The sequence below is a fragment of the Foetidibacter luteolus genome (genome assembly GCF_009650435.1).
Classification (GTDB): Bacteria; Bacteroidota; Bacteroidia; order Chitinophagales; family Chitinophagaceae; genus Foetidibacter; species Foetidibacter luteolus.
On sequence record NZ_VVIP01000022.1, the window covers coordinates 129,316 to 143,141 of the forward strand.

The 13,826-nt window shown below is 42.7% G+C and carries 8 protein-coding genes; 7 read left to right on the forward strand and 1 reads right to left on the reverse strand.

Going from position 1 to position 13,826, the window contains the following annotated elements; genetic code table 11:
• The first annotated feature begins 12 nt into the window (after nt 1-12).
• The 4 genes from F0364_RS06705 to F0364_RS06720 all read left to right on the forward strand — a co-directional run bounded on the left by F0364_RS06705 (nt 13) and on the right by F0364_RS06720 (nt 8,351).
• On the forward strand, nt 13-591 hold the full coding sequence (locus F0364_RS06705; RefSeq protein ID WP_153796998.1) for a hypothetical protein: 579 nt from the start codon (nt 13-15) through the stop codon (nt 589-591).
• 9 nt (nt 592-600) lie between these two features.
• The gene (gene uvrC, locus F0364_RS06710; RefSeq protein ID WP_153796999.1) at nt 601-2,433 is read left to right on the forward strand and encodes an excinuclease ABC subunit UvrC; all 1,833 of its coding nucleotides are present in this window, start codon (nt 601-603) and stop codon (nt 2,431-2,433) included.
• A 438-nt stretch (nt 2,434-2,871) separates the two neighbouring features.
• On the forward strand, nt 2,872-5,289 hold the full coding sequence (locus F0364_RS06715; protein WP_153797000.1) for an ABC transporter permease: 2,418 nt from the start codon (nt 2,872-2,874) through the stop codon (nt 5,287-5,289).
• Nucleotides 5,290-5,990: 701 nt separating this feature from the next.
• The gene (locus tag F0364_RS06720) at nt 5,991-8,351 is read left to right on the forward strand and encodes an ABC transporter permease (RefSeq protein ID WP_153797001.1); all 2,361 of its coding nucleotides are present in this window, start codon (nt 5,991-5,993) and stop codon (nt 8,349-8,351) included.
• A 1,063-nt stretch (nt 8,352-9,414) separates the two neighbouring features.
• Here F0364_RS06720 and F0364_RS06725 read toward each other — a convergent pair.
• Nucleotides 9,415-9,909, reverse strand: coding sequence for a hypothetical protein (locus F0364_RS06725; protein WP_153797002.1), 495 nt, complete (start codon nt 9,907-9,909; stop codon nt 9,415-9,417).
• Nucleotides 9,910-10,320: 411 nt separating this feature from the next.
• On the opposite strand from F0364_RS06725, the gene F0364_RS06730 reads away from it, so the two are divergent.
• The 3 genes from F0364_RS06730 (at nt 10,321) to F0364_RS06740 (ending at nt 13,583) form a co-directional block, all read left to right on the forward strand.
• Nucleotides 10,321-10,893: a hypothetical protein gene (locus tag F0364_RS06730; protein ID WP_153797003.1), complete on the forward strand. Its 573-nt coding sequence runs from the start codon at nt 10,321-10,323 to the stop codon at nt 10,891-10,893.
• Nucleotides 10,893-11,642, forward strand: a complete 750-nt coding sequence (locus F0364_RS06735; RefSeq protein WP_153797004.1) for a hypothetical protein — start codon at nt 10,893-10,895, stop codon at nt 11,640-11,642. The genes F0364_RS06730 and F0364_RS06735 overlap by 1 nt, the downstream gene beginning before the upstream one ends.
• Before the next feature lie 234 nt (nt 11,643-11,876).
• Nucleotides 11,877-13,583, forward strand: coding sequence for a DUF262 domain-containing protein (locus tag F0364_RS06740; protein WP_153797005.1), 1,707 nt, complete (start codon nt 11,877-11,879; stop codon nt 13,581-13,583).
• The last annotated feature ends 243 nt before the right edge of the window (nt 13,584-13,826 follow it).

Consider the following 13,826-nt stretch of genomic DNA (forward strand, 5'->3'; position numbering starts at 1 on the left):
TACTTTTACGCGATGAAACTTTTATTGCCGTTACTGGTTGTATTAGCAGTTGCCTCATGCAAAACGGGCACATCCGAAAAGCAGCCTGATACCAATGCCGCCGCGGATTCTGCCGTATTTTACCCGGTGCATGAATTTTTTACAGAACAGGTGAAAGATGTGGACAGTACCCCCTATTACCTGTACATTGTTACTCAGAAAAAAGACAGGCGTGACTCCACGCGGCTGGCAAAAGAAAAGTTTGACGAACTGGCTAAACAGTTTACTTGCTTAAATACCAACACCATTGATTTTAAAAGAAACTACCAGGAAAATATTTTTGATGACCAGAGCACCGGCAGCATTACTTTTACCTACACCGCCAAAGACAAAAACCGCCCTTTGCAAAACATTACCATACTGCTGAACAACGAAAACCAGCGGGTAAAAAGAATTTTTACAACAACCATGCGTAACAGTGGGGATACCGTTATAATTGAAAAGAACGGGTGGAAAACCGATGAAAGTTTTTACATAAACCGTATTATACAATTGCCGGGCCAGCCGGAGCAGACAGAAACAAACACCGTTGTGTGGAACAAGAAAGACTAAGGAAGCAGTATGACATCAAACGACTTTCAGCAAATTGCCCAAACCATACCTAACCAGCCGGGCATTTACAAATACTTTGACCAGGGCAATACATTGCTGTATGTAGGCAAGGCTAAAGACCTGCGCAAAAGGGTAAGCTCCTATTTCAGCAAAACATTTACCAGCTACAAAACACATGAGCTGGTGCAACGCATACACCATATAGAATTTACTATTGTTGACAGTGAGCAGGATGCGTTTTTACTGGAAAACTCGCTGATAAAACAGTTTCAGCCACGGTTTAACATTAACCTGAAAGATGATAAATCTTACCCCTTTATTGTTATTAGAAAAGAGCCCTTTCCCCGCATATTTTTAACCCGTAACAAGATAAACGATGGCTCTGAATACCTGGGGCCCTTTACATCTGCCGGTAAGGTGCGGGAACTGATAAGCTTTATTAAACAGTTTATACCGTTAAGAACCTGTAAGCTGAACCTTACGCAGGCCAACATTGAAAAGAAGAAATTTAAAGTTTGCCTGGAATACCATTTGGGCAACTGCAAAGGCCCCTGCGAAGGGTTGCAATCAGCGGAAGATTATGCCGAAGGTCTGCAGCAAGTGCGGCAGATTTTAAAAGGCAACCTCTCCCCTGTTATTGACAAGTTTAAGCGCCAGATGCGGGAATACTCAATGCAGCTTGAATTTGAAAAAGCAGAGCAGGTGAGAAAAAAAATTGATTACCTGGAAAATTATCAATCCAGGTCTGTTATTGTAAGCAGGCACTTGTCTAACCTGGATGTGTTTTCTATACTGAAAGAGAACGATACCGCTTATGTTAACTACCTGATGGTACAGAACGGTACCATTGTTCAAACCCATACGGTACAACTGGAAACGAAACTGGAAGAAACCGAGGCCGAAGTACTGGAATTTGCGGTAGGTAATTTACGTGAGACATTCAACAGCCTGGCCTCGGAAATTGTACTGCCTTTTGAAATAGAATTTGCCGGTGATGATGTTACCGTTACCATACCCAAAGGCGGCGATAAAAAGAAACTGCTGGAGCTTTCTCAAAAAAATGTAAACTATTTTAAAGAAGAACTGCGAAGAAAAAAACTATTGTTACTGGAAGGCAAAACTGACCAGGAAAAAAGAAATGTCCTTTACCAGTTGCAGGAGGCGTTGCAATTAAGAGACCTGCCAGTGCATATTGAATGTTTTGATAACTCTAACTTCCAGGGCAGCTTTCCCGTATCGGCCATGGTGTGCTTTAAAGATGGTGTGCCCAGCAAGAAAGACTACCGCCACTTTAATGTAAAAACCGTAGAGGGTATTAATGACTTTGCTACCATGAAAGAGGTTGTGTACCGCCGTTATAAGCGCCTGAAAGAAGAAGGGCAACCATTGCCGCAACTGGTAATTATTGACGGCGGCAAAGGCCAGCTTGGCGCCGCCCTGGAAAGCATACGGGAGCTTGAGCTTACCGGTAAAATGACCCTGGTAGGCCTGGCCAAAAATGAAGAAGAAATTTTCTTTGCCGGCGATAAACAATCCGTTAAACTGCCCTGGGATAGCGAAAGCCTTAAGCTGGTACGCCGCATACGGGATGAAGTGCACCGTTTCGGCATTACTTTTCACCGGCAAAAGCGCAGCAAAGGCACTTTTGTAAACGAACTTGAAAATATAAAGGGCATAGGCAAGCAAACAGCGGCGCAATTGCTGAAACATTTTAAATCTGTAAACAATATTAAAACCAAAACCGCTGATGAGATAGCAGTGGTTACAGGCAAGGCTAAAAGCGGGCTGGTGTATAATTATTTTCACCAGGCAAGCGTCAACAATACCGAAACAGTTTTATAACCAACCCTATGCCATTGATACAAAACACACCAGGGGCTGTTGCATGCTGCTCCAATAAGATTTTTTTGGGGGTGTCCCTCGTACCTCGGGCCGGGCTTTCCGCTCATACTCCGGCGCAAACCCCTTGCACAAGGCCTCACCGGGGTATCCGCTGCAATCCCTCACCCGAAAGTGTAACACGCGGCTGCATTCGCAGGCAGGCTTTACATAGAAAATGAGAATATGACAGCCTTTGGGCACAGCAGCACCTTTTATAACCTGCCTGCTTACATAACCCGTACGCACCCGCACAAATACTGTACGTTTTCGTACAGTATTGCAGGCAAACATTCCATAACCATCTTATAATCAATAACTAACTCCTTGGCACAGGGCTTGAAGAATTTGACCAGCCGCCTGCGAAAACGAAAATTTACTCAGCTAAACAACCGCTGCATTATGTGGAAAAACTACTTTATAACCGCTTTTCGCAACCTCTGGAGAAACAGGGTATTCACCACCATCAACACGGCGGGGCTTGCACTTGGCATAGCTGTGTTTTTGCTGATAGCGCAATATGTAGCTTTTGAATGGGGCGTTAACCGTTTTCACAAAAACTACCATAGCCTGTACCGGGCCTCTACCATTAACAGGCAGGGCACGCAGGAAACATTGTTACCCCCCGGCTTTGCCCCGCTGGTACAGCAGAAGTTTACAGGCATAGAAAATTATGTACGCCTGGCCGGCAGCCTTGGCGGCGGCGTAATAACTACCGCCGGCAACAAATCATTCAGGGAAGAACAGGTGGCTTATGTAGATGGCAACTTTTTTAACGTATTCAGCTTTGAATTATTAAGCGGCTCCCCATTGCTTACCGAGCCCAAAACAATGGCCATATCAGAAAGCCAGGCCAGGAAATATTTTGGCTCGGCAGATGTCACCGGTAAAATTCTGACTGTTAATAACCAGTTTGGCAAAACAGACTATAAAGTGGTGAATGTGTTTAAAGACATCCCGGAACAGTCTGACATACGCGGCGACATATTTCTTTCGCTGAATACACTTGAAACCGCTGCCAACCGCAATGAAAACGACTGGGCCGACCCCAACGGACTGGAATCCGGCTTCTGCAACATTTTTCTGCAGTTTAAAAAAGATGCCGATGTGCAGGCAATTACCGCCAACATAAGCAGGTACCTGCATACCCTGCAGCCGCAATACAAAGACCAGTCTTTTTATTGCCAGCCGTTTAGCCAGTTGCACCTGGCGCCAACTTTTAATTATCCTTACCAAACATTCGGCAGCCTGGCCCTGGTGGTAGCATTTTCCGCTGTCGCCTTGCTGATATTACTGATTGCCTGGGTTAACTATATTAACCTTAGCACAGCGCAGGCCCTTAACCGCGCCAGGGAAACAGGCGTACGCAAAGTGCTGGGCGCAAGCCGCGGCCAACTGATGTTACAATACCTTACTGAAACTTTTCTGCTAACAGCTTCGGCGTGTTTGGCCGCGGTATTGCTGGTGCAGCTTTTACAACCGTTGTACAATTCATTTACCGGCAAACAGCTTTCGCTGAGTACCCTTAACCAGGGTTGGTTTTGGGTGGCAGGCATAGCACTGCTTATTACCGGCTCTTTGCTTTCCGGCGGGTATGTGGCATTTGTGCTGAGCGGTTTTCAGCCTGTTAAAACCATACGGGGCAAAATAGAAAATACAGCCCGGGGATTTTCTTTGCGCAAGGGTTTGGTAGTGTTCCAGTTTTCTGTATCCATCCTGTTCATTATAGCCACTATTGTTTTGTACAGGCAGTTAAATTACATGCAGTCGCAAAACCTGGGCATGAACATTAAGCAGTTACTGGTATTAAAAGGGCCCACCAATTCCAGCGAAGAGCAGGCGGATAGAAACATCGCTTTTAAAAACCAGCTAACCATGCTGCCCTTTGTAAGCAAGTTCAGCGCATCTAATGGTGTGCCGGGCGGCGGCTACAATTTCCAGGCAAGCGGTATTACAAAACTTAACCCCGCAACAGGGGATGACCGCAAAAACTACCAGGTGCTTATTACAGACAACCGCTTTTTTGACACGTACAACATACAGTTTAAAGATGGCCAAAGCTACGATAACGAAGAAGCCAACCATGGCTGGATGAACAGCAAGAAACTGGTACTGAACGAAAAGGCCGCCGCCCAGCTTGGCTTTAAGCCCAATGAGCCCGTGGCCGGTAAAAAGCTGCGCTGGGCAGATGACACCTACGAAGTGGCAGGCGTTATTAAGGACTATCACCACCTGTCTTTAAGAAAAGCCATTGAGCCTGTTATCTACCTGCCGTCTGTTTCGTTTGTTTACTTTACCATTCAAACAGACGGGGCCAATATGCCATCCAAATTAGCCACGCTGGAAAACCTTTGCAGGCAATATTTTCCGGGCAACCCATTTGAGTATTTCTTCGCAGATGAATCTTACGACAAACAATACAATGAAGAAAAGAAGCTGGGCAATGTGTTTATCGCTTCAGCCTTAACAGCCATATTTATTGCCTGTATGGGTTTGTTTGGCCTGGCCTCTTTTTCCGCCCGCCAGCGTGTTAAGGAAATAGGCATACGCAAAGTGCTGGGCGCATCCGTTGCCAACATTGTACACCTTATATCTAAAGACTTTATTAAACTGGTGGCCATTGCAATAGTTATCGCCTCGCCGGTAGCCTGGTTTATTATGCATAAGTGGTTGCAGGATTTTGCTTACCGCATTAACATAAGCTGGTGGATGTTTGCGCTGGCCGGCGGCATTGCCGTATTCATCGCGCTGTTTACGGTAAGCTTCCAGGCCATTAAAGCCGCGTTGCTTAACCCGGTAAAGAGTTTAAGGAGTGAGTAGTCCCCTCACCCCCGGCCCCTCTCCACGGTGTGGAGAGGGGTGACGCGAAGCATGACCACATGCCCTTAAATAAGGTTATTTAATGTTGGTTGTGGGTGTCGAACATGCATGTATAGAATGACGTTATTTACTTTTTTGTCCCCGGAACAAGACCGGGACAGGCTTGACACAAAAAAGGCAACCATAATGGGAGGTTGCGTAAAAAAGTCAAGGAAGAAACGATATACAGCACGTTTCTTCCGTTCGCCCTGATTAAGCTTTTGTACTACTGTGATTTCAGCAGTAGAATGTGCTTGTACAAGGCATACTAAACTTGATGATGCAGTTAAAATAAATGATCATGTCTGATTTTTATTTGTATATAGCTGAATATCAGTATAAAAGATCCAAAACTCACGTTTTTTATTAACGTCATGACTACTGACAGGTGCATTCAAATTTTCGCTTCGGTAAAAGATGCCACAATGATATGCGGATGAACGTAATGCGACGCAACGAAGATGCCACAAGGCTCTTCTGCCGGGTCCCAAAAAATACAGGGGCTGAAAATTCCTCACCCCCGGCCCCTCTCCACGCTGTGGAGAGGGGTGACGCGAAGGTTGACCCATTGCCCTTAAATAAGGTGACTTGTTAGTGCAATGACTCATTGACTATTGACTTTATGACTCATTGACTATTGACCATTGACTTTTGACCAAATTATGATACACAATTTTTTGATTATTGCCTGGCGCAACATTCTGAGAAATAAGAGTTTTTCCATCATCAATATAGCGGGCCTTTCCATTGGCATGGCGGCCGCCATGCTGATACTTACCTGGATACAACACGAGTTAAGCTACGACGAGTTTCATGAAAAGAAAGACAGGCTGTACGAAGTATGGAACCGCTACAGCAACGATGGGCGTACCGGCTGCTGGAACAATACCCCAAAACCAATGGCCATGGCCCTGCAACAGGATTACCCGGAAGTGGCCCAGGTTACCAGGGATTATTTTATACCGCCGGTACTGTTTAGCTATAAAGACAAACGGATAAGCGGCCGGGGCAAAGCGGTAGATTCTTCTTTTATTAAAATGTTCAGTTTTCCGCTGGCAGCCGGTAACATACATACCGCGTTAAACGGCGCTTACAGTATTGTGCTAAGCCAAACCCTGGCAACAAAAGTGTTTGGCAACGAAAACCCCATTGGCAAAGTGGTAAAGGTGGATAACAGCGACAATTTTACCGTTACCGCTGTTATGCAGGATGCGCCCGCCAACAGCAAGTTTCAGTTTGATTTTCTGCTGCCCTGGGCCTATATGCGGCAAAGCGGCATGAGCAACGATGCGTGGGGCAATAACGACCTGCATACCTACGTGCTGCTAAAACCCGGCGTTTCAGTAAACGCCCTGCAGGCCAGGCTAAAAACACTGCGCAAAAAATATGATAAGGACGACCCGCGTATAGAAACCTTTTTATACCCGCTAACCCGCATGCATTTGCACGGCAATTTTGAGAATGGCGTTGAAACCGGCGGCCGCATTGAAATAGTGCGCCTGTTTGGCATTATAGCCGGTATTATATTGCTGATAGCCTGCATTAATTTTATGAACCTGAGCACCGCCCGCAGCGAAAAAAGGGCCCGGGAAGTGGGCATACGCAAGGTAGTGGGCGCCCGTAAAAGCTGGCTGATAGGCCAGTTTTTGGGAGAATCTATACTGCTGGCATTTATAGCCGGCCTGTTTGCATTGCTGATAGTGCAGGTTACCCTGCCGTTTTTCAGCAAGCTGATAGGCCAGCAGCTTATATTGCAGTACAACCAGCCGTTTATATGGCTGTCAGCCGCATGCTTTGTGCTTGTTACCGGCATTCTTGCAGGCAGTTACCCGGCCGTTTATCTCTCATCGTTTAAGCCCGTGCTGGTGTTAAAAGGCAAAATAAAAGCAGGCAGCGCCCTGCTTACGCCAAGGAAAATACTGGTGGTTATGCAGTTTGCACTGGCCATTATGCTTATCGTATCTACCATTGTAGTGCGGCAGCAAATACAGAAAGCGCAAAACAGGCAGGCAGGTTATTCAAAAGATAACCTGGTGTACCATTTTATGGAAGGAGATGTGCAAAAGAATTATACCCTTATAAAAAACGAGTTGCTGGCTTCAGGCGTTGCCGTTTCCGTTACCAAAACCAGCGCCCCCATAACAGAGGGGTGGAGCAATACCTGGTCATTGGGCTGGCAGGGTAAAAGCCCAAAGGACAAAACCACCATTGACCGTTTTTGTGCCGATGATGCCTTTGTAAAAACAGCCGGCCTGCAGCTTGCACAGGGCCGGGATTTTAACCTGGCCAAATACCCCACAGACTCACTGGGCGCTATTATTAACGAATCTGCCGCAAAAGTGATGGGCTTTAAACAACCCATTGGCCAGTTGATACAGGATATGGGCAAAGACTGGCATGTAATAGGCGTTATAAAAGACTTCATTCTGCAATCTCCCTACCACGCTACGGCACCCATGTTTATTGCCGGCGCCGGCGGCTATTTTAACGTGATACATATTAAGCTAAGCGCCGCCAGGCCCATGCAGCAGAACATAGATTTTTTGAAAAAACTTTTTAAGAAGTACAACCCCGAATACGAGTTTAACTACCGCTTTGCCGACGATGAATATGCCAGCAAATTTCATGACGAAGAAAGGACCGGCACACTGGCCACCCTGTTTGCCTCGCTGGCCATATTTATATCGTGCCTGGGGCTGTTTGGCCTAAGCAGTTATATGGCAGAAAACCGCATAAAAGAAATAGGCATACGCAAGGTATTGGGTGCATCTGCCCAAAACATTACGCTGCTGTTGTCAAAAGACTTTTTGCAGCTTGTGTTAGTAGCCATTGTAATTGCCTCCCCCGCCGCCTACTGGGCCATGAGCAAGTGGCTGCAGAACTTTGAGTACCGCACAGCCCTGCACTGGTGGGTATTTGTTATTGCTGGCATAGCTGCCCTGTTAATTGCGCTGCTTACCGTAAGCTTCCAGGCTGTTAAAGCCGCGGTTACCAACCCGGTAAAAAGTTTAAGGAATGAGTAGTTCCCCTCACCCCCGGCCCCTCTCCACGTTGTGGAGAGGGGTGACGCGAAGCATGACGTTATTCCCTAAATAACTGTTACTTATTTAACTTCTTGTCTTCTCCTTTTTGACTTTCTGCCTCCTTGACTTTCTGACTTTTTTATGTCCCCGGCAAAAGAACAAGCATGAGGCTTTACTTGCGTCGCACTCTTCTGCGGTTGGATTCGCTACGCAGCTTTTCCCACCGGGTAGGCTTTGTTTCTGCCGCCAGATGTCATTAAGGTAAGCCCCATCGGGGCTTGCTGTTTGTAGAAACAAAATCATTTATATGAACGGATGCCACGTAGTGGCTACCCAATCGTCGCTTAAGGGTAGCCGCTGTGCGGCATAATTCCCTTGCTGTATGCTATTTCTACAAACATGTAGCACCTACGGCGCAAAGAACAAAGTCTTTGTTCTTAACTTAATGACATTGTGCTCCCGCCTTTGGCAGCAACTGTAGGGGAATGCCACGGAAACACGGAAGGGCAACAGTCTGAACCACGATTTTTCCTGATTTTTCTGATGCTCCAGATTCCTGCAGGGTAATCAGGAAAACGGGGGTACCATTCCTTCTTTTCAGACCAATCGTCCCAACCAGGGGAAATCGTAAACCAGGTAACGCTTCTGCTAAAATCAGGGCAATCGTCCAAAATCAGTAAAAATCCTGGTTCAGACAGTTTTCCGTTCGGTTTTGAAGGTATCCGTTGGGCTTAAAACACGAACCAGTTCTGTTTTTAAGATATCCGTTGGGCTTCAAAGACGAACCAATTCTATTTTGAAGGTATTCGTTGGACTTCAAATAGGAACCAATTCTATTTTGAAGGTATTCGTTGGGCTTCAAAGACGAACCAGTTCTATTTTGAAGCTATTCTTTGTGCTTCAAAGACGAACCAGTTCTATTTTGAAGGTATTCGTTGGGCATCAAAGATGAACCAGTTCGGTTTTGGAGTTATCGGGTGCAGGTGCAAAAAAATCCCGCCCTTAACAGAGCGGGATTATTCCATGCCAAAACGTACCTATTCTATGACGGGATGAGAAAAGCCTAACCTTCAGATTTGTCTGGTGGTGGCGGCTTTCTGCCCCCGCGTTGCGGAAAACGTGTTTTTAAATCATTCAGTATGGCCTGGCTGCCCGGCACATTGCCCCTTGCTGCCCCCTGCACGCCCTTGTAAACAAGCAGGGCCACATTGTACGCCTCGCTGCCGCAGATCATCATGGCGTCTTCAATAGAAACACCAATTTTTTTAGAAATGTTGTGAATAGTCTTAAGGTCTTTGGCAAGCTTCAGGTCACGCTCTGCCTCAGCTATATCCAGGTAAGCAGGCACCACTTCGGGGTTGGATTTAGCGTAGTCCAACGCCTTTTGTACAAAGGCCACTGTTTTGTCGCCCATTTTGATCATGGTCTTTCTTTCGGCTGGTGTAAGGGAATGCACCAGGATGGCTGCAAGCTGGCTTTTAGCGTTTTCAAATGCGGCGATGGCCAGGTCTTTTTCCTGCTGAGTAAGCGACGCGGAGATGCGGTTTTGTTGACTCATAGTAATACGGGTTTAGTGGTTAAAAAAATTTATCAGCAGCAAATTAAAAAACCTGTCAATATCAGTAACCAGGTTTAAGGGAGATTTAAGAAATACTGCAGAACAGTTTTTTTCCGGTAAACCGTAACAACTATTGCAGTATTTAATTTTTTTTCGCATCTTGAAACATAGCTGTTTTTATCATTCAACCTTAAAGCCTGCTGTGATTGAGGTGGCAGCGCTTTGAAAGGAGAAATGCCAATTTCACTGACGCAATGTTGCTATACCAAAAACGCAATAGGATGGTGTTGAAAATGAAGGGATTGTATATTTTTTATTGTACGGCTAATACGGCAATACAAACGTTGCATGCCATTAATTGACAGCCCTCAAATTGGCAAACATTCTATACTTAAAAAATAAAATTAAACCATGGAGACAAAAGCCCTAATAAACTTAAAAGAAAGCACAGTAGAACTTGTCGGTTCAGAAGAATTTGTTTCTAAATACTTAGACATTTTTAAGGATAAACTTGATTCAAAAAAAGGACCTGCAAAAAAAGAAATGGTTAATGACGACGAAGATGGAGAAACCGAAGCGAAACAAGATGAAGGTAAAGGAAAAGAAAAAAAGGAAAAGAAAGCCAGCAAGCCAACGAAAGCAAAAAATATTGCTATCGAAAAATTTGATATACACAAAGACAAAGACAATCCATCTTTAGAAGATTTTTTGAAAGAAAAGAATCCAGGCAAAACCACAGCAAATGTTATTGCCGTAATCGGCTACTACGTCACAGTTCTTAAAGGTGCAGAATATTTTTCAGAAGGAAATATTGACTATGCTTATCGTACACTCTCTATTCCTAAACGACCAAACCACCTTAGACAAATTATTATCAATGCCAAAAATGATAAAGACTTTTTTGAGCCGGGTGAAGAAGGCAAATGGAAATTAGCAAGAACAGGAGAAATATTCGTAGATGAAAAATTACCACCGAAAAGCTAATGGTACTAAAAATATCTGAATTACTAGACAAAGTTGAAGGGTTTGAAAACTTGACTCAAAAAGAGCAAGTTAAACTAATGAGCTTTTTCTTTTGTGTAGAACATCAAGTAGACAGTTTTCTTCCTTCACAAATCAGAAGCTGCTTCGAAAATGAAAGTCTTAGAGTTCCTGCAAACGTAAATAATGAAGTAAAGAAACTTACTGATGAAAAGCCTCCAACCTTTGTTAAAAAAGGGAGTGGATATACTTTTGAAAGAAATGCGAGGAAGAGTTTAGAATCTGTTTATTTAGGAAGTACTCACAAACAAATAATTTCAACTACGTTAAGAGACCTTATTCCAAAATTAAAAAGTAAAGAGCAACAATCCTTTTTAGAAGAAGCTATTAGCTGTTTCGAAATAAAATCATTTCGAGCAGCCATAGTTATGACATGGCTCTTAACTATGGACACAATTTATGAATTTGTATTAGCTAACAAATTATCAGAATTTAATAATGCAATTCAGGCGCATGGCAAATACAAGAAAATTGTAGTTTCAACTAAGGACAACTTTTCCGATATTAAGGAATCTGACTTTATTGAATTACTTCGTGTCGCAAAAATTGTTTCAAACGATACAAGAAAAATATTAGACGAAAAACTTGACTTTAGAAACACATGTGCCCATCCAAATACAGTCGTAATAAAAGAAACAAAAGCAATTTCTTTTATTGAGGATATTATTGAAAACGTCGTGGTGAAATTTTAACGGCATGCAACATTGGTATTGCCAATAGTGGGGCTTGACATTGTAGCAATCAGCAGCGGTAATTCTGTTCTAATGCGGTTCGGGGCACGACGAATAAAACCCAGCTTTAGTTCTTAATATTTAACTTTATCAAAAAGCTAGGCTGTTGTTCCGGCGGACGGAATTCTAATTCCCCACCATCGGCAATACCTGCTCGTTATGCACAATTTTTAGTAGAGCGACATCACGTTTATTATGAAAATAACTTCATTAGACAAAGAGATAAGAAAAATTTTTGAGACAGGCTACTACCACATACCCCGTTTCCAAAGGCCTTATTCATGGGAAAAAGAACAAGTTTCAGAATTCTGGCATGACACAGTTCTAGAAAGTGAAACAGACTATTTTATTGGTTCTATCGTGGTTTACAAAAAAAGTGATGAGCTTTTTGGTATTGTTGATGGACAACAACGTCTGACGACTATTACAATGCTTTTATGTGCAATAAGAGATTATTATTCTGCTGAAGGGTTTGAAAATCTTGCAAAGGGAGTACATATTCTAATTGAAAAAAAGGACTTAAATAATGACCAACAATTTGTTCTACAAACTGAGACCTCCTATCCTTACTTTCAGGAGCATATTCAAAAATTTGATAAACCAGATACAGAAACAAAATATGGTGTGGAAGAAGAGAATCTAAAAAAAGCCTACGACCTTATTAACAAGTTTATAAAACAAGAATTGGATTTAATTAAAGGTAATAAGCAGCTAACAAAAGAAAACAAAAATCAATCTGTTCAAAAAAAACTTAATGAAATTAGGGACAAAATTCTAAAATTAAAGGTGATTTATGTAGAACTTGATAACGAAGATGACGCCTACGTAATCTTTGAAACTCTAAACACAAGAGGCAAAGATTTAAGCGTTGGCGACTTAATAAAAAATCATTTAACAAAAAACATTAAAGCAGACAATAAGAACGTTGATATTCCGAAAGACAAATGGAAAACAATCAGAGACAACATTGACAGTACATCAAAGGACTTAGAAATTGACACATTTCTTTTGCATGTTTGGTTATCAAAATATGAATTCACAACAACAAAAACACTATTTAAAAAATTTAAAAAGAATATATCAAAAGCAGAAGCCAAAAAATTTTTAGATGGACTTGTTGCAGACAGTGTTACGTACAAAAATATTTTTGACACCGAAACTAAGAAATGGAATAGAAACGAACTGTCATTAAAAAACTCTCTTTCTATTCTTTACGGTTTTAACGTGACTCAGCAAACACCTATGGTATTGTCCATAATGAGGGAGTATAATGCAAAACGGTTAAAGTTTAAATTAGCTAAAGAAGCCCTTGAGGCTATTGAGCATTTTCACTACATTTTCACTGCTATTACTTCACAACGTTCTTCTGGCGGTGTAGCCTCAATGTATTCACAATATGCAAGGAAATTGTCAGAAGCAAAAGATGATGCTGGCAGACTTGCCATAATTAGAGAATTAAGGCAAAAAATGAAAGAGAGAATTCCAACTTATGATGAATTCTTGGCTGCTTTCAAAACGCTTGAGTTTACAAATGGCTACACAAAACAAAAAAGAATAATTCAATATACTATTTCAAAAATTGACAAATATTATAACAAAAGTGGTGTGGAGATAAATTATGATTCCATGACACTTGAACACTTACTTCCACAAAATCCGCCACATAAATTACCAGAGCACGATGATTTTTATGGAACTATTGGTAATTTACTTATGATTGATGAAAAAACAAATAACGCATTAGGCAATAAGACTTGGGCAGCCAAAAAAAATATTCTTGAAAAAACAAGTGTACATATTGACGACATAATAAAAAAGGCTACAGACTGGACACCTAAAGAAATTGAAAAAAGAACAATTAGCTTGGCAAAAGTAGCCTACAACATCGTTTTCAAAATTTAGAAACATTAAAAGGCTACCTCTAACATTGCATTGGCGTATCCGGCGGGGGCGCCGAATATATTCTCAGCTTTTTGTTCGCTATTCCACTTTGGTTTCGGCAGACGAATAATGCTGAGCAACAAAATAAACAATGAGCTTTCGTATCTTTAATCAGCAGCGGCACCAGGCAGAGGGAACACAGAATATCGCCACATCGCCAATGCTTCAACGTCAGACTGTGAGAAAACTAAAACAAACACGCTT